This is a genomic window from Legionella waltersii, from assembly GCF_001468085.1.
In the GTDB taxonomy this organism is placed as follows: domain Bacteria; phylum Pseudomonadota; class Gammaproteobacteria; order Legionellales; family Legionellaceae; genus Legionella; species Legionella waltersii.
Window position 1 is genome coordinate 277,816 of sequence record NZ_LNZB01000051.1, and the last position, 22,461, is coordinate 300,276.

Below are 22,461 nucleotides of genomic sequence, written 5' to 3' on the forward strand. Positions count from 1 at the left end.
TAAGGAAGTTATTTTGTTTGATTTAACTATAAAAAAAGAAGATCTTATTAGTCCTTTACTAGCAGTAGCTGGTGCAGTAGATAAAAAACAGACATTGGCGATTTTATCCAATTTTCTGCTTAAGTACGCTGATGGCCTCTTAACCATTACTGCAACCGATTTAGAAATAGAGATCTCTGCACAAGTTGCATGTGCATCGAATGCTCTTTCAGGATCATTTACAGTCCCAGCCAAAAAGTTTATCGATATTCTTCGTGCATTGAATGATACTGCTATGCCTATTATCTCTTTTGAAAACGGCTATGTGAGCATAAAACACGAACGAAGTTTGTTTAAATTGGCTACCTTACCGGCAGAAAGTTACCCGTTAAGCGACGATGAATGTAACGAAGTAGAACTGAATTTACCTAGATTGGATTTATTGAAATTGCTTCAATCTACTCATTTTGCTATGGCTCAGCAGGATGTGAGGATATTTTTGAATGGTCTTTTACTTGAGTTTGATCAAGGAAAAATCATTGCTGTTGCTACAGATGGTCATCGTATGGCAGTCTGTAGATACAGTTGCTCTAATGCAGCACAGACACGATTGCTGTTGCCTAAAAAGGGAGTACAAGAACTTTTACGTATTCTAACCAGTATCGAGGATGAAACCGTACTCTTATCTGCCAGTAAATCTCATTTCAAGTTGGTGACTAAGCAATACAATTTTTTATCAAAACTTATCGAAGCGCGTTTTCCACCCTATGCAAAAGCTATTCCAATGAATCAAGATAAACAGTTGATGGTTGATTGTGCCGTCTTAAAGCGAGCTCTCTCTAGAATAGTTATCTTAGCTCATGAAAAGTCCAAAGCGGTACTATTGCATATGCAACAGAGTCAGTTAACGTTGATAGCCAATAATAATGAATCTGAAGAAGCCATCGAAACTTTATCTGTGGATACCCAAGGGGATGAGTTAAAAATTGGTTTGAATGCTACTTATCTTTTGGACGTGCTTTCTCATTTTGCTGAAGGCCAAATTCGCATTTCCATGTCTGATACTGACAGTAGTATTTTAATTGAATCATTAAACATTAATGACTATCAATACATCATTATGCCCATGAAGATATGATTTTATCTCAAGTTAAAATTAGTTATGTTCGTAATATCCATTATTCAGTCATTGATTTACACCCTCGATTTAATTTCATTTATGGTCCTAATGGAAGTGGAAAATCTTCCATTCTTGAATCACTTTACTTAATTAGCTGTGGCCACTCTTTTAGAACTCGTGAGAGTATTTCTCTTGTTTCACAGAATAAAGATCAGTTAACTGTTTTTGCTAAAACTACGGATGAGTCCACATTAAGTATTCAAAAATCGCTTTCAGAATTGACGACTATTCGTTTTAATAATCAGCCTATTACTACTACAAGTCAGCTAGCGACTCTTCTTCCTTGTCAGGTTGTTTTTTCCGATCTTTTTCAAATCATTGATGCGGGGCCTTCTGTTCGTCGTAGTGTTTTGGATTGGGGATTGTTTCACGTGAAACATGAATACCATAAGTTATGGAAAGAATATAGACGAGTTTTAAAGCAAAGAAATGCATTATTGAGATTGCGAGAAAGTTATGCGCAGTTTATTCCCTGGGATAAGCAATTAGGTGAGCTAGGTCACGAGTTGGATTTATTACGAAGTGAATACTTTATTACTTGGAAGGAACAGTTTAAGAAAGTGTTGAATGAGCTAACAAATACCATTAATTGTGACATTAATTATTACAAGGGGTGGGATAAAAAAGCTCTGGGAAAAAGTTTACTGCAAATACTAGAAGAAAGTTTTGAAAGTGATATGCATAAACAATACACTCAATATGGTGCGCAACAAGCAGATGTACTAATTAGCAACGAACAAGGAAAGGTCAAAGGAGTTCTTTCTCGTGGGCAGCAAAAACTAATCTTAATTGCATTAAGGCTAGCCCAAGGGGTAATGTTGGATAAAAATTGCTTATACTTGTTTGATGATTTGAGTTCCGAACTTGATGAAACGAACTATAAACGAATTATTACCTATTTATTGAAACAAGACGGTCAATTTGTAATTACAGGCGTAGATCAGGGTTTAGTGGATAAAAAGTTCACTGGAATAAATGATTGCAGTGTGTTCAATATAGAGCATGGGCAAATTACCAAAGAACACGATGTGGATTTATCGGTGTATAAGTAAAGTAACCCTAACTCATCTAAAAACGCTTCTTTGCATTCAAAAGTGAATGGCGGATTTACAAGTCAATCAAATAGACATCTATAAAACGTCATGACATATTAACTACGTAGAAATAATGGTATAATTTACTATTTACTAATGTAGTACTATGAGGATAGCTGATGAGCGTAGATGCCAGTTATGATTCAAATAATATAAAAGTCTTAAAAGGGTTGGATGCAGTTCGAAAAAGACCAGGAATGTACATTGGCGATACCGATGATGGAACTGGTCTTCACCACATGGTTTTTGAAGTTGTAGACAATTCAATCGATGAGGCATTAGCTGGTCATTGCAAAGAAATATTCGTTACCATCCATGCCGATGAGTCGATTACCGTTAAGGATGATGGACGTGGAATTCCTGTTGATATTCATAAAGAGGAAGGGAAATCGGCTGCTGAAGTCATTATGACTGTACTCCATGCTGGCGGTAAATTTGATGATAACTCCTACAAAGTATCTGGTGGGCTTCATGGAGTGGGTGTTTCTGTTGTGAATGCTTTATCAGAAGAGTTGCATTTGTTGATTCGTCGGCATGGAAAAGTACACGAACAGCATTATCGACATGGAGTCCCCGACGCACCTATAGCAGAGACCGGAACAGCGAACTCCACTGGTACGCAAGTTTGGTTTAAACCAAGTGCTTCAACCTTTACGAACATTGAATTTCACTACGATATTCTTGCAAAGCGCCTGAGAGAATTATCCTATTTAAATTCCGGCGTTTGTATTCACTTGTTTGATGAACGCTCTCAAAGAAAAGATACTTTTCACTATGAAGGAGGTATCAAAGCCTTTGTAGAACACCTAAACAAAAACAAAACAGCAGTTCATCCCAATGTGTTTGCGATGACGGCCGAAAAGGATGGGATTGTTATTGAGCTAGCTCTACAATGGAATGATACCTATCAGGAAACAATTTTTTGTTTCACAAACAACATCCCACAAAAGGATGGTGGTACGCACATGGCAGGATTTCGAGCTGCATTAACTCGTACCTTAAACAACTACATCGAACATGAAGGCTACGCTAAAAAGGCCAAGGTATCACCAACTGGGGATGATTCTCGAGAGGGATTAACTGCAGTATTGTCCGTTAAAGTTCCTGATCCTAAGTTTTCTTCGCAAACCAAAGACAAACTTGTTTCTTCTGAAGTAAAGCCAGCTGTTGAATCGTGTGTTGCAGAAAAACTCAACGACTTTTTGTTAGAGAATCCAGCAGCTGCTAAATCCATTGTTGGTAAAATAATTGATGCTGCTAGAGCAAGAGAAGCCGCACGTCGTGCACGAGAAATGACAAGAAGAAAAGGCGCTTTGGATATCGCTGGACTTCCTGGAAAACTAGCTGATTGCCAAGAAAAGGATCCAGCATTATCCGAATTATATCTAGTAGAGGGAGACTCTGCAGGTGGATCTGCTAAACAGGCTAGAGATAGAAAGTTCCAAGCTATATTGCCACTTAAAGGTAAAATTCTTAATGTGGAAAAAGCACGTTTTGATAAAATGCTTTCTTCTCAGGAAGTTGCAACATTAATCACCGCACTAGGCTGTGGTATTGGACCAGATGAGTACGATCCAGATAAAGTTCGGTATCATCGAATCATCATCATGACTGATGCGGACGTTGATGGATCTCACATTAGAACCCTTCTTTTGACTTTCTTTTACAGACAAACTCCAGAGCTATTAGAACGAGGTTATATCTATATCGCACAACCTCCTCTTTATAAAGTTAAAAGAGGAAAACAAGAACAATACGTCAAGGACGATGAAGCATTGTTTGACTATCTTACACAATGTGCTCTTGATGGCGCGGAGTTCTATCCTGCTAAAGAGGTTCCTGCCATTTCAGCTAAAGCACTTGAAGAGCTTGTACAGCATTTTAGAAGAGTTGAACGAATCATTAAACGATATAAGCGTCGGTATCCAGTAGCTATTTTAAAACGAATTTCTTATATGCCTGTGCTCCATAACGATGATCTGACAAATCAAGCAAAAATTGAAAACTGGTGCAAGCAACTCGATTTAAGTCTTCAGCAGGTTGACAGCAAGACGGAGTCCTATAAGGTTGAAACTAAAACCATTCATGAAACAAATCAGCATATTCCAAAAATAATAATCTCTCAACATGGGATTCAAACAGAAATACCTCTTCAAGTTGAGTTCTTCTTATCCAAAGATTACCGGGAAATGGTTGAATTAGGGCAGAAATTATCGAGTTTGGTCGAGGAAGGAGCATGTATTAAGCGCGGAGACAAAACCCTGTCTGTCGAACATTTTGAACAAGCATTAAACTGGTTGATGGATGAAGCTAAAAAGGGTCAAACCATACAGCGATATAAAGGTTTAGGCGAGATGAACCCTGAACAACTGTGGGAAACGACTATGGATCCAGATATTCGACGTATGCTTCAAGTAAGTATAGAAGATGCTGTGGCTGCAGATGAGATATTCACAACATTAATGGGGGATAATGTAGAGCCTAGAAGAGAGTTTATAGAAACCCACGCTTTAGATGCAGAAAATATTGATATATAAATCATGGTATTAGGGGCCAGAAAAGTGCTGCATCCTTGCAGCGAAGCACATCCGTTGTGCTGGTCCCTTAATTTGACTTCCTGTCAGACTAATCCATGTCATCCCTGTTAGATCTCAGTATAACCCTTTCAATAAGGCTGTCATGGCGTTATAAGCTCATGATAATGTAAGAGATTTCTCAATTAAGAGTAGGCTAACTCTTCGCTAGCGCAGTCTTTGGATACCATGTCTAATCCTTTCCCATACTGGACAGTGCTATCCAAAGACAAGTAGGAGAGCTATTTGGAGGAAATGGGCTGTTGCTGGGTAATACAATGAATGCCTCCACCACCCGCAAAGACATCAATTGCATCAATTTGGCTGATACGATGATTTGGAAATAAATCGGTAAATAGACTTAAAGCTGCTCGATCATGAGCCTCATGACCAAATGCAGGCATTACAATTCCATTATTCGCTAAATAGAAATTAATATAAGACAAGGTCAAACGTTCTTGATCCATATAGGTAGCAGGTGGTTGTTCAACAGTGAATACCTGAAGATTCCTGCCACGAGCATCAGTAGCATTCTTTAGGATTTCTAAGTTTTCTTGCATATTGTGGTAATTAGGGTCTGACTTGTCGCTGGTAATCAGACAGAGTACTTTACCAGGGGCAATAAAAGTGGCTATTTCATCAATATGCCCATCTGTTTCATCACCGATGATACCTTTGTTTAACCAAAGTACCTTTGTTACGCCTAAATAATCACAGAGGTAGTTCTCAATGTCTTTCTGAGTTAGATGAGGATTACGATTTTTGTTGAGTAAACACTCTTTACTAGTCAATGCAGTACCCTCGCCATCAACATGAAAGGAACCTCCTTCCATGACTAAAGGCGCTTTAAAATACCTGGCCTGGGTGTAAGCAATGAGTTCTGAAGCTATTTTATTATCCAAAGAACAGTCCGAATAGTTTCCACCCCATGCGTTATGAATCCAGTCAACACCAGCCAACTGATTATTGTCATTTAATAAAAAAGTGGATCCTGTATCTCTCGTCCATGAATCATTCAATGGGAATGTACGCAGGGTAATATTCTCCGCGCAAAGCGCTTTTGCTGATAGTTCATCTCCAGGATTAACGAGCATAATGACTGGCTCATATTGAGCGATCGCATTGGCTACTTTAGCATAAGCAATTCTTGCTTTATCTAAGCCTATCTTAGCCCAGGTTTGAAGATGACAAGGCCAGGCCATCCAACATCTCTCGTGAGGATGCCATTCAGCAGGCATAGAAAAACCACATTGTTTAGGAGTTAGATCATTATTCACTGTGCAATATTCCCATCAAGGTAAGTTAACTGCGAAAAAATACTACGTAATTCATTGAGATACAACAGACTCTTTTCCTTTGGTAACTCCGATTGAATCAACTGCTTTTCATAGGATTGAATCAGTTTTTTGGTGTCAAAATGCGCAAAGTTTAATACATTTGTTACTGTATCTCCACTGACTAGATCGTGCAATTCAAACTCTCCAGTATCAGAAAGTTTTACATCAAGGGAGTTTGTATCACCGAAAAGATTATGCAAGTTACCCAGTATTTCTTGATAGGCTCCAACTAGGAAAAATCCAATATTATAGGGATTTTGAATATCATAGGGAGGCAAAATTAACGTAGAAGTCACTGAATATTTACCAGGATAAAGCTTAATCGTTCCATCAGAATCACAGGTTAAATCCTGTAAAATACTATGCATAGTTGCATCTTGATTAAGTTGGGATATTGGTGCGACAGGAAAAATTTGACCTATCGCCCAAGCATCAGGAATTGATTGGAAGAACGACACATTGCAAAAGATTTTGGCCGCCATGCATTCATTAATTCGAACGAGTAGAGCCTCTTCGCTAGGATTATCAATATCCAATTTGTCTTTTATTTCCATACAAATGTTTGTATAGAATGCCTCCACTTTTGCCTTCTCTTGTAGGCTAATAACACCATGCTTAAACAGGGAATGTGCCTCATTCAATGAGTGAGCAGCATAGTTATAAATTTCGGTAGGAGAGCTATCAGTAATGGCTTGATACGTATCGTAAATATCACGAATCACATGAGAGTCATCCTCTGAAATATCAGGTAGAACAGGCGCTTCTTTGATGCTCTCTATGTCCGTAATGTTGGAAATCAATACCGCATGATGAGCAGTGAGTGCTCTTCCTGACTCAGAAATGATATTGGGTTCTGGCGTTTCAGAGTCTTGGCACAAGTGCTTTAATGCCAGCATGACGTGTGTAGCATATTCAACAAGGCTGTAATTCATTGAGCAACCTTTATTGGAGTGCGTTCCCTCATAATCCACGCTTAATCCACCGCCAACGTCAATGGTAGTAATTGGAGCGTTGAGGTTTCTAAGCTCAATGTAATAGCGGGCTACTTCCTGCATGCAATGACGAATGTCATGAATATTGGCAATTTGGGATCCTAAATGGCAATGCATTAATTGCAAGCAATCCAACATATCATGATCTTTTAGTTGGTGTATAAGCTCTAGAACTTGCTTAGCATTCAATCCAAACTTCGATTTAACACCACCCGTATTTTCCCATTTGCCAGCGCTTTTACTCACTAAGCGAATACGTACCCCTAGGGCTGGTTTAATTTGTAACCGAGCTGACTCTCGAAGGATGATATCAAGTTCAGATATTTTCTCGATAACTATAAATACTTTATGACCCATTTGTTGGGCAATTAAAGCGGTTCGGATATAGCTGCTGTCCTTATAGCCGTTGCAAACGATAGTGCTTTGCTCATCACCTAACATACCAATAACGGCCATCAACTCCGGTTTACTTCCTGCTTCCAACCCAATCTTGTTATTGGGTGAGCGCAATAGTTCACGAACCACACTTTGTTCTTGGTTCACTTTTATTGGATAGACAAGCTGGTAGGTGCCAGCATAATCAGTATCTTCCTTCGCTTGAACGAAAGCCTCATAAAGTTGACGGACACGATCTTGAAGAATATCACTGCAACGTATTAACAAGGGGAGATGTAGACCCGCTCTATGTGCAGCATCGACTATTGCTTGCAGCTCAACTCCCTTTTGACCAGGCGTTTTGCTGATTTCGATATTGCCCTTCGTGTTAATACTGAAATAACCCTCTCCCCAATTTTCAATGTTGTAGAGGTTCTCATCGACTTTTATAGTATTCATTGTTGTAGTTTTCCAAAAGGGTTAACGAGGCTTAATGAGCTCTTTGTACGTCTCAGGCTCCCTTTGTTTGGGGAATGGGAATAACCTTCCCCATAAATCGCGATGATTAAAATCGAGTTCTGCAACCAACACAGCAGGTTCATTTCGAGGTGCTTGGGCAATTATTTCACCGGTAGGTGTACTGATAAAACTACTTCCATAAAATTGTAAATCATCTTCGCAGCCAATACGATTAACCGCTATGATGAAGGTATTGCTCATAATTCCTTGAGCGACCATCACTTTTTGCCACATCGGTTGGCTATCAAAACCAGGTGCAGTTGGCTCCCCACCTATCGCAGTTGGGTAAACAAGAATTTCAGCTCCTTTTAGGCCATAAATTCTAGACAGCTCTGGAAACCATTGATCGTAGCATGTAGGCAATCCGAATTGATGTCCCGCAATGGTGTGAACTGGGTAATCGGAATCTCCGGGTTTGAAATAATAGTCTTCATGGTATTTTTCACCACTGGGAATATGTTGCTTGCGGGTTATGGCAATGAGTTCACCTTGTGGGTTAAATGCGACAGCGGTATTGTAACCAGCCTTTTCAAACAGTGATGCAGTAATGCTCACTTGATTGGCTTTTGCCATTTGGCCAACAAACTGTGCAGTAGGGCCAGTGTGGATGTCTTCCATATAAGGAGTTGGATCAACATCTGAACGCGTACAAAAATAGGGACTTAAAGTCAGTTCCTGTAAACAAACTAAGCTAGCGCCTTGTTTGGCCGCTGAATAGATTCCTGATGCAAGCTTATCAAGATGCTCTTGGTTGTTTTTGTGCCATTTTTCTTGAACAAGCGCGACTTTAAGTTTGTTTTCTTTCATTCGTTTTCCTGATTAAAAGTGATGTATTTTAATGTAGCAAAAAAGCTCAATCGATTTTAAATGAGTTTTAGCTCCTATCTTTTCCTTATCCACGGCTTATTGGAGATCAAAAAGTTGTCTATTTTATCAAAAAATATACTTATATTGCTAGTGTTATTTTGATAAATTTTAGCATGAAATGTAATCTACTTTTGTGTAAAGATGAGGTAAAAATGCTGTAAAGTTGCCCTTACGTGAGTAAGGGCATGTTGGTTACTAAACTACCAAAATCCACATAAATGACTACAGCTTGACTCCTCGTTTTCTTCCTCATCAGAATCTTCTTCTCTGATGGTTGCTAATAAGGGCGTACTTGATTTCCTATCAAACAATGAATGTTGGAATTGCATCGCAGGTTTTTCTGTATCAACCCTTGATGATGGTGACTTCGTTGTCTGATCAGTACGCGTTGGGGTTGGCTCCTGAAGCCTAACGGAAGGGGCTTTTAAAGCCGATTCCTTTTTATTCGTCATTGCACTAGCGATTAGTCTAAAAGTACTGTCTTGATTTGCAGCATTTGGATTGATCCATTCCAGTTTGCGGCCAATTTCGGCAATAACTTGCTGTTCCTGGCAAGATAATTTTTCACCAATGAGTTGTTCTTTTCCCTTCAACAGAGGTGGAAATAGTTCAGCAAATTCAAGACACAAATCCGCATCGAAGGCTGGGCTAGTGAAAAATTGTTCTGGGTTATCACCTAACAGAGTTAACTCGATATTCCGTTGTAATTCAAAGGCTGCAGAGGTACGTGAAGTAAGCTCTCCCTCGGGGCTTAATGTTTTTATTAATCCTGCAATGGCGCTTCTTTTTTCAGTCGGAGTACTTAGTGCTAACTTTGCTGCAATGGATGATTCTTTGCCCTTGGTGCAGTTAAACAGCTCAGAAAATTCAACGCAAGCATCATGGTTATATTCCCTGCTGTTGAAAAAGTCATAGGGCTTATCACCTAATAGTAATCGCTCGATATCTCGAGAAATTGCAAAAGCTTGAGAGACTTTGCCTGCAAAAACAGTTTCACGAAATACATTGTTTAGATTTCGTGCTATTTGGGAGCGATTTTTTTCTGGAGTGCTTTGAGCTAGGCGGACAGCAATCGAGAGTTCGCACTTATTGACCACGTTTAATGCTAATGTATTGAATTTGGTAAAGAGCTCATCGTCAAATTCTTTATCCAGAAGCAATAAATGGGGGGCTTTATTTCTAAGGTCTGTTAAAGCGACTAGCCTTTGTTTAACTTCGTAAGCTTGAGATAAATAAGGGTAGAATGTATCTTGATCATTGCGATGGGTTGTGTTTGCAGCCTCAATGACATGACGGAATCCTTTCATCTCTTCATTAGGGCAGTCCAATACCATTCTGGATGCCACAGCAATTTTTTGCTCTTCGTTTAGCTTATTCAGTTCTGTATGGTGCTCAGCCAACGAATCAGAACTACCTAACTCTTGATATGGATGTTCTAATTTTTGAATTTCTTCGCAGGTGTATGTCATTAAAATCTCCTTATAAGCTCAGCTTTACTGAGGATGGAACAGCACAAAAAACAATGAAGAACTGTATCTTAGCGAATTCAAATCATGTTGTCATGAAAATATACTAAAGTTTTCTTAAAGGATGTCGAAAAAGTAATTGAAACGCTCTTTTTGCCTTTGAAAACTACAATAACAACAAGGAGTAGGCAATGTCTAAAAATCATTTATTACAAGACCCTTTCCTAAATGAATTACGCAAGGAAAAGGTACCGGTTTCAGTGTTTCTGGTCAACGGAATAAAATTGCACGGGGTGGTGGATTCATTTGATCAATACGTTGTCATGCTAAAGAACTCGATTACCCAAATGGTGTATAAACATGCAATATCTACCGTGGTTCCTTCACGGATGGTTAAAGTGCCTTTGGAAAATGAGGCTGGTGAGGATGCAGGATCTGTGGCAGACTAGACAGTATTCTAACTAGAGGTGTAGTTGAGTGTTTGAAAGGCCACAAGGCGGCGAGCGAGCTGTTTTAGTGCAGCTGGCTCTGCCTGGAGTTGATGCTGGAAAAGCGTTAGATGAGTTTAAAGAGCTTGCATTATCAGCCAATGCAGAAGTATTGGATTGTGTAACAGGTTCTCGAGCGACCCCTGATGCAAAGTACTATGTGGGTAAAGGCAAGGCAGAGGATATTTCCCTTCTAGTAAAGTCACTCAATGCAGAATTAGTGTTAGTTAATCATGAATTATCTCCCTCACAAGAAAGAAATTTAGAGAAGCTGTTTGAATGCCGTGTCGTTGATCGAAGCGGACTCATATTGGATATTTTTGCACAAAGGGCACGCACGTTTGAAGGAAAGCTACAGGTTGAACTGGCTCAGTTACAACATTTATCCACTCGATTAGTTCGCGGATGGACGCACTTAGAGCGACAAAAGGGGGGTATTGGATTAAGAGGTCCAGGGGAAACGCAATTAGAAACGGATCGTAGACTTCTTCGAGACAGAATTCGTTACATCAATAAACGCTTGGAAAAAGTTCGCTGTAGTCGTGATCAAAACCGGCAGGCTAGAAAAAAGGCTGCTTTAGCGACTGTTTCATTGGTAGGGTATACCAACGCAGGAAAATCCACCTTGTTTAATGTGTTGACCGGTGATGATTCCTTTGTAGCCGATCAACTGTTTGCAACCCTTGACCCAACAATGAGAAAATTGGAGTTACCAGGCTCTGCTGCTGTAATACTAGCAGATACTGTAGGATTTATACGCGATTTACCTCACCATTTAGTAGAGGCATTTAGAGCTACTTTAGAAGAAACCCAACAAGCGGATTTATTACTGCATGTGATCGATGTGTCTGATCCAAATTGGCGTGAAAACGTATTTTCTGTTCAGAAGGTTCTTGATGAGTTAGGGGTTAATGACATTCCTATCATTCAGGTGTTTAATAAAATTGATAGGCATGAAGGATGGCTGCCTAAAGTGGATTATACCGAGGACTCTTGTAAGGTTTGGATATCTGCCTCTAAGGGACTTGGGCTTGATCTTTTAAAAGAAGCAATAGCCGCTCAACTGCATGGTCAAATTCTGATTGAAGACATCGTGGTTCAATCCACAGAGGCCAAATTAAGAGCCCAACTTTATCAATTAGGGGCTGTACTGAGTGAAACCATAACAGATACAGGCGACTGGCACTTGCGCATCCGAATCACTGCGCAACAAAAGCAACGCTTATTTCCCCTTGGCTCACAAAAATAACTCTTCTTGAAAGTGGTTTTTTTGGACCGAATCACAAATAAATGCTCATTAAGATCAATTATGCTACAATATTAAGAAGTGGATTGTTCAATTTAGGTCATAAAATGAAATATGAAGATCTTAAACAGTGGATTAATGAGCTTGCTCGTTTAAATCAAGAAAACCAAGAACTGCAGACACAACTAACGCTACTCAATAAAATCCTTAAAAAGCCCAATCCTGTTACTGCTTTCAGCCAAGTAAAATCTATCATTGAATCGATTTCCGATTTAGAAAACATAAATTATGGGAGTATTCGGACTGCAGCTGATTTAGTTCAAAATGAATTTACACCTTCGAATCTCTTTGACTTTCAATCATCACTTCCCAAACATAGTCTAAAGATGCCCACGGATCCACTACAAACTGTTGAACAAAAGATTAACGCTATTTATGTCAACTATGAAAAAAAAATAAAAAAGGCAGAAAAAGAACTTGAAAAATATACTGATTTTGAGTGGCATAAACTGTTCGTAGAACACGAGGTAAGTACTATGTATGAGGGCAGAGCCGAATCATTTGTTAATTTTACATCGATTTGGAATCAGCAAAACAAAGTTCCAAAACCGGATTATACAGTGAATGCGAGTGAAATGCGGGATTACACGGGTATGGATCCTAGAATTAAACAAAAAGCAATCACTCGACAAGATGAAATTACCCAATTTTCAATGGCACTTTCTAATCAATCAAGTGATTATCAGTTGAAGTTTGAGGGATTTAAAGAACGGTATATTAAAGCCAATTTGAATTCTGTTAAAAAAGAGTCTGCTAAGAATGCACTAGAAGACATCTCTCGATTAATTGAAAATACAGAATGGAAAACTGGAGTCTGGGGAAGTAAATCAAAAATTAACGGGAAAGAGGTTCCCAATCATATTCATAAGATATACATGAAAGCAAAAGAGGGCTTGGACGATCCTGCGCGAGCTGTATCTGCAATGGAAGATATCAATAAGATTGCTACAGAAGCGATTGCTTATAAGACCACATTTTTTAAAGACCAAAGAAAAAGAGACCAAAGTACTGAAAATGCTTATCAAGAAATTGCACGCCAAACAAAACCATAATAAAACTGCTCAATATCAGTCCGAGCCGCAACCGTGATGGCTGAGGGATCGATTCATTTTTAAAATGGGGTATTTTATACCCCAGGTCGGGTGCTTCGCCTAATGGCGCCGCCTTAAGCGGTTTCATTCGTGAAAGCAGATAGTTCCGTATCCGCTTGCTGACGCGCGCGGCTCGGTTCCTTCTTTGCTGTCTGAATCAAATCCTAGTCACAGCAGGGGGTGAACCGAGCCGCGCGCGTCAGCAAGCGGACCGATATTGGCCGGATGATGAACCTAATGAAACCGCTTAAGGCAGGGCCATTAAGAGAAGCGCCGGACCTACGCTTACTGACCATCACAGATGAGATTAGTTGGGGCACTATAATAGGAGTCGATTCCTACGCGGTCAGGGAGCGGAACTTTTGATAATCTATGTAGTATTGGTGTACCCTGCTAACTGCTCCGCTCCCTGACGGTCGCGGCTCGGATACGCTCTTGCTAATTACGGTGAATGGGTACCTAAACCATTACATGGCTTAGCAAATAATGCTTATTTTCTTGAAACAATTTTGTCTAAGGATTTGACCGTTTGGCCACCATAGAGCTTTTTAACCAATTGACCATCGGGGTTAAAGATAAACGTCACTGGAACTCCAGTGATGTCGCCAAGATTTAGTGCTTTGGCTGGATTCTCTAATAAATTAGGGTAGGCTATGTTCAATTGCTCAGCAAGAGCTCTTTGTTCAACTGAAGACAACGCGTCGTAATTCACAGCAAACAATGCGACAGGATCTTTTTTATGAGCATGATAAAAGCGATTGAGCTCAGGAATTTCTTGAACACATGTTTCACACCAGCTGGCCCAATAGTTAATGAGTACCCATTTTCCTTTCAGTGTTGAAAATGGGGTAACCTGACCCTCAATGTCTTTAAGTAAAACATCTGCCTGGCAAAGAGTTGTGATTAACAACAGCATTGTACAAAGAATAAGTTGTTTCACTGTTTTCATACTGAGCTCTTTAAGTCATTAATTGTCAATATTCCCTAGTTTAACAGCAAAAAATTAAATACCCAACTTCACTGTGTTTTCATTCTCCATGTTTTCGCCAGATGCAGCGTGAGTTTTTGATTTTAACAAACTGAATTTTTTTAATCCATCCATTGAGTCAAGCAGGTCTTTATTAGGACGGACTGCACGGGGGCTTTTCCAGCTAAACACAGTTGCCTCATTTTCAAATGGACATCCTGGTGGTTGAATTGGTTCGCGCTCAGGATTTCTGGTTTTCTCATCCGCTAAAATTTCTTTAAGTCTTGTATCATCAATGGGTTTAATAGCCCCGGTGTAAACACAAGGGAGTAGGCGTAGCTTGCAGACCAGAACAAAGGCATCCCAAGAGTTTTTTAATTCTGAATAACCATGACTCTTTGGATTATCTCTTAGTGCCTCATACTCCACCGGAGACACTATCTTTATGTTGCTTAACTCTTTTCGGTAATAGACCTTCCCTTTGCTAAACACTAATAGAGGTTGGTGCTGTCTTGAATTGTAATCAACATCTGGCAGGTGACTGAGACCAGCATAGTGTTTTTGTTGTGGGAGCTCCCCGCCTTTTAAAACAGATTGGACATCATTAAGGGAAGCCGTCATGCCAGTTAAGCAGCCCAGGCGGTTAAATTTGTTGAGGCAAGAATCGACTTTGCCATCGCCTCTTGAGCGAGTAGGCGGCTGAGTTGGCTTTTGATTCTCAGAATAGGGGTTTATAGTGTATACGCCAACGCGATTGACTTCATCATGAAGATTGTTTGCTAAAATATTTCCCCACATACCAAAACGCTCTTTCAACACAACTCGTAAGTCGCCAATCATGGACATATGTCCAGTAGCGAAGTGATCAGAATAATAATGAAAGGTGAAAAACTCCATACAGAAAGCCAGTGCTTCATAACGGTCCGCTAAGTCTCTTAATTTGCTTGAAGTAAGCGCTTCGTTTTTATCGTTATGCAGTTGCTTTATGGAAAGAAAATCGGGATTTTTTGATTGATAGAATGCACTATCGGCTGTTTGTCTTAGTTCGTAAGCTAAGTGAGCGTAACGTAAAGCAATTGTATGACCAAGGACATAGACTCGAATTGACCAGGGCGTAAAATGAGTTTGGTTACGGGTTATCATTTCTCCGTAGTTTTTTACACGAAAGTAAAACATCAATTGCTTTGCATAAAAATTCAAGGTTTCTGAAAATGGAAGATACTCCGCATTGGTAATGGTATAAATACGGTCAATTTCTTTCCTTGTCACATCTGGAGCTGCTAGATTGTTATACGCTTTAATTAATGCATCCTCTTCCTTTGGGCGAATAGGCGTATTAATTAGATGCTTGCCCAGCTTAGTCGGATTTTGAAATAATCCACATTTGGGCAGCTCTAAGTCAACCGTCCAATTTGCATCTGTAAAAAAATCACCAGCCATGGCGATTATTTCTCCTACAGATAACTCAAGACCCATCGGAATAGGAAGCTTGTTTTCATCAAATCTTTGCAGGCGAATGTGCATAATCCCTAATTCATCCATGCGAAGATAGGGATTGTTGCTCAAGTTAGCAATTGGCAGTGCATTTCCAAGTTCTGTGTGCTCAGTCGTTTCCATAAATTACTCCGTCCATAGAGTCAATATTAATAATAGCGCTGTTATTGCAGACTTCCAATAGGATTGGTTAGCCTATTTAATCCATTCTTAATAAACAAAAAATGGCATTTTAAAGTATCTTGGGTATACTCTAATGAGTGCGGGATAAAAGGTTATCAGAATGAGTTTCGTTGAGATCAAACAATTAATGCACGGTAGCTTGGTGCGTGAGGGGGCTGGTGTTAAGCTCCATCGTTACATTGGTGCCGATAGATCCAATGACTTCGAGCCTTTTCTATTGTTTGACTATTTTAATAGCAAAGAGAAGCTCGATTTCATAGCAGGATTTCCTACGCATCCACACCGCGGATTTGAAACCATTACCTATTTATTGCAAGGCAGTATTACCCATGAGGACAATAAAGGACATAAGGGTGTGATACATGCCGGGGACGTGCAATGGATGACTGCTGGAAAAGGAATAATGCATTCTGAAATGCCTGCTCACGCAGATGCACTCCAAGGAATTCAATTATGGCTTAATTTGCCGGCTGCCGATAAAATGACTAACCCACGCTACCAAGAGAAAACTTCTGCAGAGCTGCCTGTTACCATTCTTGAGTCAGGTATTGTGGTTAAAGTAATAGCAGGTACTTCGGATGCTGGTGTTAGCTCACCGATTGTGGGCATAGCAACAAAACCGTTGTTTTTGGACGTTATTGCACCAGCAACAACAACCTTCCAGCAAACAATTCCAAAAGATTACCAGGCAATCCTGTTTGTCGTTAAGGGGCAAATTCATCTAGGTGGACAGTCGATCAGGGAGGGCTATCTGGCAGCGTTCACTGACGGTGAAAAAGTTCTTTGGCAAAGCATAGAGGATAGCCAGTGCTTTTTAATTGCTGCGAAAAAAATTCACGAACCAATTGCCCGATACGGTCCATTTGTAATGAATACCCAAGAAGAAATCATGCAAGCCATGAGTGATTTTCGTAGTGGAAATTTATAGTTAGGGCTTGTCGCAGGGGGATGGGAGAGCTGCAAGTCCGTTTAATACGTTAAAAGGGATTTTTATGACTACAGATAAAAAGCTCAAACCTAGAGGAAACAATCCTTTCGCAGATCGATTTAATAATCCACCTTCCAAGCAAAAAGGTAAATTTCCAAGAGTGGCTTATGTGATGCAAGGCGGTGGCTCCCTTGGGGCCTATCAGTTCGGTGTAGTAAAAGGATTATTAGAGGCGGGTTATGAACCAGATTGGATTGCTGCAACTTCCATTGGAGCAATTCAGGCTGCAATTATCGTTGGAAATTTACCAGAAAAACGCATTGAAAAACTAGAGCAGTTTTGGGAACTCGTTGCACCAAGTAATTTGTTTGATTATCTCGGTGAGTCGGACATGACGCTGGACTTATACAACAAAATATGTGCAGCAATGGCATTAACTTATGGTCAGCCAGAGTTCTTCACTCCTCGTTGGTACTCAGGAGTGCTCCCCTTAGTTGGTGACCCAGACAGCCTTAGTTTTTATGATACGGCCCCGTTAAGAAAAACCTTGTTGGATCTCATCGACTTTGATTTGCTCAACTCTTGTCCGATTAGGCTAAGCTTGGGGTCGGTGCAAATCAGTAGTGGACATCTTATTTATTTTAATAACATTAATTATCGCATTGAAGTCGATCACGTGCTTGCAAGTGCTGCATTACCCCCTGGATTCCCAGCAATCCAAATAGAGGATGAGTATTATTGGGATGGTGGCGTACATTCCAACACTCCTCTCGAGGTCATTTTGGAGGCAATCCCACCTGAAAATACATTGTGCTTTTTGATCGATTGTTTTGGTGGTTCCTCCTTCATTCCGAAAACCTTGAATGAAATTGAAGAGAGAGTGAAGGATATTACATACAGTACGCATGCGCAGAGAACCATTTTCAATTATTTACAGAGACAACAGCTGCGCAATGCATTCATGGAAATCCGAGAGCTGTTGACCGATAAGCAACAAAAAGCTTATGCAGAGCACTTAGAAATTGGCAGTCCTCACCATTGTACCTTAGTCCATTTAGTCTACAGCTCGCGAATTGTTAAAGCGGCTTCGAAGGATTTTAATTTTGGTCAAGTGATAATCAATAAAAGAATTAAAGATGGTTACAAGGATGCTCAGGCTATCCTGGCAGAGGAATCAAAATGGGGCTTTTTGCCTTCAGATGGAAAAAGCCGCTTGTACGAGTCCCCAAATAACCAAACAAAATTATTTCGAAAAATGAAATTAGACCGTTTCAAATAAATCAGTAGATACAGAATAAGGCATGTCATTGTGAATGAGGATTATAAAAAGACTCTCCATTTGTTAGGTAATACACTAAACGCATTTTTTACCAAAACGCTCCCCCATTTTTTTAAACAGTGGAAAGGTCATTTGAATTTGCCAATTATCGTTGTTTCCTTGGCTTTACTAATTGGTCTTTTTCATTTTTTCTCGTATTTAATCCCTTTTACAGACAATGCCTTTGTTGTAACCAATATAACCCCAGTAGCGGCTGACGTCTCTGGATTTATTACCAAGATTTACGTAAAAAATGGGCAGCAGGTTAAAAAGGACTCCCCTATTTTTGAGGTTTACAAAGCGCCGTATCAACTCGCCTATGATCAAGCTAAAGCCGAGTATCAAGAAGGTCTAAAGAAAATCATCGTCTTTGAGAAACAAATAGATAGAACTAGAGCCTTAATTAAGGCAACTGAGGCTGAGTTGGAAAAAGCAGAATACGCACTTAGGCTTAAAAGGAATAAAAGTGTTGCAGAAGCTGTGTCTGTGTTGGAAATAAAAAATCTTTCTTATGACGTTGCCGCTCTGAGCAATAGAAAAGCTTCGTTGTTGCGAGAAGTAGAAGTATTGCAAGCTCAAATCGATCAACAACAACATACCGTTGCAAGTTTAAAAGCGAAACAAGACAATGCCAAGGTTAATCTTGATCTGACCATTGTAAGGGCGCCTGGTGATGGTGTCATTGATAATATGTATGTTTCTCCCAATACCCCCATAGAAAGACATAAACCCGTTTTTTCCTTTATTGATACCTCAAATTATTATATTCAGGCCAACTTCAATGAGACTGATTTGCGCTATGTTCGACCAGGAGACAAGGCCTATATTATTTTACGTATGTACTATTTCGATAAAGTATTTCACGGGATAGTGGTTAACTCCTTGTGGGCAGCTGAACGACAAGTTACTGCTCCGAAAAGTCAAATTCAAGTAGTTTCAAATCAAAACGAATGGCTATTATTGCCGCAGCGATTTCCGATTCAAATTAAGATTTTGGATCCCGACCCAAAGTATCCCTTAAATCCTGGTTCTAGTGCGTATGTTTATATCTCAACTAAGAAATAAGCTAGAGACTTACGACAAATACAAGATACATCGAATCAATGGTTTGAAAGCGGTGTACATTTTGTATTTAATGATTTTATTGAATCTCTTTTCCAATTTAGTGAACCCCTATTTTTACTTTTTTTATGTCCCTTTAACCTGCTTTACCGTTGAGTCTGCTGGTAAAACGTTACAAGAGAAGTACTTATTCTTGCTCTATGCTTTATTGGGAGTCACCCTGTCCATTTTTCTTTTTGGTGTGCTTTCGGTCTACAAACTATTATTTCTATTTTTTACCTTCTTTTACGCCTTGTTTCTTTATTTTCTGGTGCTTAATTCGATTAAAAGCATGCTGGCCATTGTGCCTTTAATGTTAAGTTTGGCTTCGTATTCTTTGATTTATGGTACTGATGCCGATAGCAATTTTTATATTGCATGCAATCACGCATTGCAAACATTGATGGCAATGGTAGTTATTTTTGCAGGACTCTATTTTTTCCCCAACAAATATTATTACGACATTTGGATGCGTGCAAAGATTGAGGTCGTTAACGAGCTCACCAATCTCAGCAAGAAAATAGCTGAGGGCGAGGTAAAAACAATACCAATTTTTCCTAGTATTATTCTCATGGAGCGCTATTCAAAAATGCTCCCCAAACACCTTAAAACCTATAGCATCCTTAGAATAACCTTATTGTCCTATCAATTGGTTCTTACTATGTCTTATTTATTCTCCTTTCAAGATCAAATCCCCAAAGAGAAAATTCTAAGATTACATAACAATTTGGAGCGATTGGCAATTGCTTGTAAAGAGGGACGGGCTGTGGTTTTAACACCTAGTGATCAATTGGCCCTAAGGGAAACGCATGAGCTGCATCTCTTGTACCGATTAATGTTAAGCTGGAATTATTTATGCGCAAATGGTTAGGACGGCAGGCATTTAACTATTTGGAGTTACGATGCATCCAAATAAGCACGGTGTTTTGCTTTACTATAGCGGTTCAAGAATGGCTGAGATACCCTAGGGCTGGTTGGACTGGCTTTGCTGTTATGATGATTTATGCCGGTTTTGATATCGGAACCACTATCTTTCGTACTTACCAACGATTTCTGGGCGTGTTGCTTGGACTATTTTCAGGGTATATTTTGTGGTTTGTAGGGCATCTAGATTACCGTAGTTTAATTCTCATTATTCCAATGACGGTTTTTTTTGCTTACTTTCTAATGGGGCGAGCTTACAGTGTGCCTACGGTATTTACTGTTAATGCCTCTGTTATCGGCAGTGGGTATTTTAGCTCTGAAACCTCACTCTCAGTCACTTATTACATTACGGACTACTCCTTGTGTACGATAGTCGCCTTCATCATCATTTTAAGCTTTGAGTATTTTTGGTTCCGTCGCTACAACCTGATGCAACGGTTTATTCAGATTACTCAAAGTGAGGTGATTAACGATCTGTATGCCCTGGTTCGTTTGTTAAACAAAGGTAAAATGAAACGATCAACATGGTTTACAACTTGTATTAAATTGACAGATAGCTTATTTGAAGTGAATATGTTAATGAATAATATGCATTTTGTACTAAGTTCAACACGAGCTGTCGGGGATGAATTTAATCGCTTTGTCGAATTATCTAACCGGATATTTATTGGACTTAAAGCGGTCTATATTGCTTACTATACCAAGCACTATCATATGCTGAACTATTATCAATTATTCCAACAAGTGCAAATGGACATCGAGCAATTAAAAACATTTGTTTTAGCGGATGAAAAAATCGATCTTAATGATGGAGCGATTCATGCAGCAACTGGTTAAACTTTGTTTATTAACAGGGTTATTAACAGGGTGTCTCTATGAGAAGCACTTTAATCCACCTAAAACACCCGTTAGAAATCAATGGACAGTTAGTGATAAGCATATTCAGCAAATCGATGCCCAAGAAACCCCGTACTTGGCATGGTGGCGTGATTTTAATGACCCAACATTAAATCGGTTGATCGAGCAAGGAGTTCAAAATAATACCAGTCTGAACATGTCTCGTGGACATATTGAAGAAGCTGAAGGCGAGTTAAAAAAAATACGATACCAATGGATTCCTACTTTAGACATGGTGACTGGCTATTCCCGCAATCCAGCCACCGGATTTCCGGGAGTTTTGGCGGTACTAATTCCGAATTACACCATGAATTTTTTCCACCAAATGAAGGAGCACAAAAGGGCTAAATACACATTGGCTCAAGTAAAAGCAGAAGATGATGCCCTCAAGCTAACTATTATTTCACAACTGTCAGCGGCTTATTTTGTGTATTTAGCTGAGCTTGAACGAAAGAAACTTTTAGATAGGTTGGAGCAAGATTTAGTTCTCTATGCAAAAATAGCGGATAAAGTCTATAAAGGTGGACTAAGCTCTGAAATTGAACAGCAAGAATTATTTAGTGAAGCCAGCGTGATTCAAGGAGAGCTAGAAGTTGCTGAGAGAAATATTGTCATTAGCCGAAATGCTGTTCGCTATTTATTAAATCAAAACCCTGGTGAAGTGAAAACAGAGGCTCATTTCTTGCGGCTTAAAAATCACAAAATAATTCCTGGGTCCCTTCCACTAACCGTTTTAAAAAATAGACCTGATTTGCAAATGGCTGAAAATGAATTGCGCGCTTCATTTGAGGGGATTGGATTAGCAGCAAGCGAGCTATTACCAACAATACAGTTGGATTTAATTGGAGGCCAGGCTGCTGGGGATAGTCGCTATGCTTGGCCACGCCAAAAAGTGTATTTCAATGATCAACTCTTTAAAATGCCTTTGATTAAAATGTCGGCTCTGGGTGAAATTGGTAAAGCTAAGGGTTTGAATAAGGTTTCTTATTATCATTACGTGGATGTGTTGCAAAAGGCTCTAAGAGATACCACCAATGCTCTAGCCGATCATGACCGTTACACCAATAAATTGGCACGAACCATCAAAGCCCAGCAGCATCTGGCAAAAGCGTATATTTTAAATTACCGACTCTACAAGAGTGGTCTTCAGAGTTATGTTTCCATTCTTAACAGTAAGATCGCGTTGGATAAAATCAATATTCAATTAAATCAAGATAAATTGCAGCAGTTGTTGTCGGTTGTACGCTTGTATCAAGAATTGGCTGGTGGGTATAAGGTTTAGATAACTCCAGTTATTGCATCATCTGCTTTCTTTAGGCAGGAATGTTCGGAGACATTTGAGGAAACCAGCAAGGCTTAGGGACGGACCCCACCGGGGTCCG

Annotated in this window: 18 protein-coding genes; 12 read left to right on the forward strand and 6 right to left on the reverse strand. The window is 39.6% G+C overall.

The genetic code is table 11. The features are described from left to right. The first annotated feature begins 13 nt into the window (after nt 1–13). The 3 genes from dnaN (at nt 14) to gyrB (ending at nt 4,790) form a co-directional block, all read left to right on the forward strand. Complete coding sequence (dnaN, locus tag Lwal_RS11010) at nt 14–1,117, forward strand: DNA polymerase III subunit beta (protein ID WP_058480843.1); 1,104 nt, start codon at nt 14–16, stop codon at nt 1,115–1,117. Continuing rightward, nucleotides 1,114–2,211 carry a DNA replication/repair protein RecF gene (gene recF, locus Lwal_RS11015; RefSeq protein WP_058480844.1) on the forward strand — a complete coding sequence of 366 codons (1,098 nt, stop codon included), beginning with the start codon at nt 1,114–1,116 and terminating at the stop codon, nt 2,209–2,211. Before dnaN ends, recF begins: the two co-directional genes overlap by 4 nt. 161 nt (nt 2,212–2,372) lie before the next feature. After that, the gene (gene gyrB, locus Lwal_RS11020; protein ID WP_058480845.1) at nt 2,373–4,790 is read left to right on the forward strand and encodes a DNA topoisomerase (ATP-hydrolyzing) subunit B; all 2,418 of its coding nucleotides are present in this window, start codon (nt 2,373–2,375) and stop codon (nt 4,788–4,790) included. Between the two features lie 278 nt (nt 4,791–5,068). Here gyrB and Lwal_RS11025 read toward each other — a convergent pair whose 3' ends face one another. The 4 genes from Lwal_RS11025 to Lwal_RS11040 all read right to left on the reverse strand — a co-directional run bounded on the left by Lwal_RS11025 (nt 5,069) and on the right by Lwal_RS11040 (nt 10,385). After that, nucleotides 5,069–6,103, reverse strand: coding sequence for an agmatine deiminase family protein (locus Lwal_RS11025; protein ID WP_193787231.1), 1,035 nt, complete (start codon nt 6,101–6,103; stop codon nt 5,069–5,071). After that, on the reverse strand, nt 6,100–7,989 hold the full coding sequence (gene speA / locus Lwal_RS11030; protein ID WP_058480847.1) for a biosynthetic arginine decarboxylase: 1,890 nt from the start codon (nt 7,987–7,989) through the stop codon (nt 6,100–6,102). Before speA ends, Lwal_RS11025 begins: the two co-directional genes overlap by 4 nt. Before the next feature lie 21 nt (nt 7,990–8,010). Further along, nucleotides 8,011–8,856: a carbon-nitrogen hydrolase gene (locus Lwal_RS11035; protein ID WP_058480848.1), complete on the reverse strand. Its 846-nt coding sequence runs from the start codon at nt 8,854–8,856 to the stop codon at nt 8,011–8,013. Between the two features lie 260 nt (nt 8,857–9,116). Next, nucleotides 9,117–10,385, reverse strand: a complete 1,269-nt coding sequence (locus Lwal_RS11040; protein ID WP_058480849.1) for a hypothetical protein — start codon at nt 10,383–10,385, stop codon at nt 9,117–9,119. Between the two features lie 188 nt (nt 10,386–10,573). On the opposite strand from Lwal_RS11040, the gene hfq reads away from it, so the two are divergent. The 3 genes from hfq to Lwal_RS11055 all read left to right on the forward strand — a co-directional run bounded on the left by hfq (nt 10,574) and on the right by Lwal_RS11055 (nt 13,228). After that, entirely contained in the window at nt 10,574–10,831 is a 258-nt protein-coding gene (hfq, locus tag Lwal_RS11045) for an RNA chaperone Hfq (protein WP_058480850.1), read from the forward strand. 28 nt (nt 10,832–10,859) lie between these two features. Then, on the forward strand, nt 10,860–12,119 hold the full coding sequence (gene hflX / locus Lwal_RS11050) for a ribosome rescue GTPase HflX (RefSeq protein ID WP_058480851.1): 1,260 nt from the start codon (nt 10,860–10,862) through the stop codon (nt 12,117–12,119). A 104-nt stretch (nt 12,120–12,223) separates the two neighbouring features. Further along, nucleotides 12,224–13,228, forward strand: a complete 1,005-nt coding sequence (locus tag Lwal_RS11055) for a hypothetical protein (protein ID WP_133141209.1) — start codon at nt 12,224–12,226, stop codon at nt 13,226–13,228. Between the two features lie 529 nt (nt 13,229–13,757). Here Lwal_RS11055 and Lwal_RS11060 read toward each other — a convergent pair. Both Lwal_RS11060 and Lwal_RS11065 read right to left on the reverse strand, forming a co-directional pair. Next, entirely contained in the window at nt 13,758–14,207 is a 450-nt protein-coding gene (locus Lwal_RS11060) for a TlpA disulfide reductase family protein (RefSeq protein WP_408607326.1), read from the reverse strand. A 63-nt stretch (nt 14,208–14,270) separates the two neighbouring features. Continuing rightward, a complete protein-coding gene (locus Lwal_RS11065; protein ID WP_058480854.1) occupies nt 14,271–15,851 on the reverse strand; it encodes a hypothetical protein in 1,581 nt (526 codons plus the stop codon). A 160-nt stretch (nt 15,852–16,011) separates the two neighbouring features. Between Lwal_RS11065 and Lwal_RS11070 the strand changes: the two genes are divergently transcribed. From Lwal_RS11070 to Lwal_RS11095, 6 genes are all read left to right on the forward strand, one after another. Further along, on the forward strand, nt 16,012–16,839 hold the full coding sequence (locus Lwal_RS11070; protein ID WP_058480855.1) for a pirin family protein: 828 nt from the start codon (nt 16,012–16,014) through the stop codon (nt 16,837–16,839). Nucleotides 16,840–16,903: 64 nt separating this feature from the next. Continuing rightward, the gene (locus Lwal_RS11075; protein WP_058480856.1) at nt 16,904–18,118 is read left to right on the forward strand and encodes a patatin-like phospholipase family protein; all 1,215 of its coding nucleotides are present in this window, start codon (nt 16,904–16,906) and stop codon (nt 18,116–18,118) included. Nucleotides 18,119–18,178: 60 nt separating this feature from the next. Next, nucleotides 18,179–19,222 carry an HlyD family secretion protein gene (locus Lwal_RS11080; RefSeq protein ID WP_058481007.1) on the forward strand — a complete coding sequence of 348 codons (1,044 nt, stop codon included), beginning with the start codon at nt 18,179–18,181 and terminating at the stop codon, nt 19,220–19,222. Then, nucleotides 19,197–20,129 carry a hypothetical protein gene (locus Lwal_RS11085; protein ID WP_058480857.1) on the forward strand — a complete coding sequence of 311 codons (933 nt, stop codon included), beginning with the start codon at nt 19,197–19,199 and terminating at the stop codon, nt 20,127–20,129. The genes Lwal_RS11080 and Lwal_RS11085 overlap by 26 nt, the downstream gene beginning before the upstream one ends. Beyond that, nucleotides 20,114–21,019, forward strand: coding sequence for an FUSC family protein (locus Lwal_RS11090; RefSeq protein ID WP_058480858.1), 906 nt, complete (start codon nt 20,114–20,116; stop codon nt 21,017–21,019). The genes Lwal_RS11085 and Lwal_RS11090 overlap by 16 nt, the downstream gene beginning before the upstream one ends. Beyond that, nucleotides 21,003–22,361, forward strand: coding sequence for a TolC family protein (locus tag Lwal_RS11095; protein ID WP_058480859.1), 1,359 nt, complete (start codon nt 21,003–21,005; stop codon nt 22,359–22,361). The genes Lwal_RS11090 and Lwal_RS11095 overlap by 17 nt, the downstream gene beginning before the upstream one ends. The last annotated feature ends 100 nt before the right edge of the window (nt 22,362–22,461 follow it).

Excerpts from the sequence above, each read along its gene's own strand:
- recF (WP_058480844.1), top strand. The coding sequence starts at position 1,114 with ATGATTTTATCTCAAGTTAAAATTAGTTATGTTCGTAATATCCATTAT.
- gyrB (WP_058480845.1), top strand. The coding sequence starts at position 2,373 with ATGAGCGTAGATGCCAGTTATGATTCAAATAATATAAAAGTCTTAAAA.
- speA (WP_058480847.1), bottom strand. The coding sequence starts at position 7,989 with ATGAATACTATAAAAGTCGATGAGAACCTCTACAACATTGAAAATTGG.
- Lwal_RS11035 (WP_058480848.1), bottom strand. The coding sequence starts at position 8,856 with ATGAAAGAAAACAAACTTAAAGTCGCGCTTGTTCAAGAAAAATGGCAC.
- Lwal_RS11040 (WP_058480849.1), bottom strand. The coding sequence starts at position 10,385 with ATGACATACACCTGCGAAGAAATTCAAAAATTAGAACATCCATATCAA.
- hfq (WP_058480850.1), top strand. The coding sequence starts at position 10,574 with ATGTCTAAAAATCATTTATTACAAGACCCTTTCCTAAATGAATTACGC.
- Lwal_RS11055 (WP_133141209.1), top strand. The coding sequence starts at position 12,224 with ATGAAATATGAAGATCTTAAACAGTGGATTAATGAGCTTGCTCGTTTA.
- Lwal_RS11065 (WP_058480854.1), bottom strand. The coding sequence starts at position 15,851 with ATGGAAACGACTGAGCACACAGAACTTGGAAATGCACTGCCAATTGCT.
- Lwal_RS11070 (WP_058480855.1), top strand. The coding sequence starts at position 16,012 with ATGAGTTTCGTTGAGATCAAACAATTAATGCACGGTAGCTTGGTGCGT.
- Lwal_RS11075 (WP_058480856.1), top strand. The coding sequence starts at position 16,904 with ATGACTACAGATAAAAAGCTCAAACCTAGAGGAAACAATCCTTTCGCA.
- Lwal_RS11085 (WP_058480857.1), top strand. The coding sequence starts at position 19,197 with ATGTTTATATCTCAACTAAGAAATAAGCTAGAGACTTACGACAAATAC.
- Lwal_RS11090 (WP_058480858.1), top strand. The coding sequence starts at position 20,114 with ATGCGCAAATGGTTAGGACGGCAGGCATTTAACTATTTGGAGTTACGA.
- Lwal_RS11095 (WP_058480859.1), top strand. The coding sequence starts at position 21,003 with ATGCAGCAACTGGTTAAACTTTGTTTATTAACAGGGTTATTAACAGGG.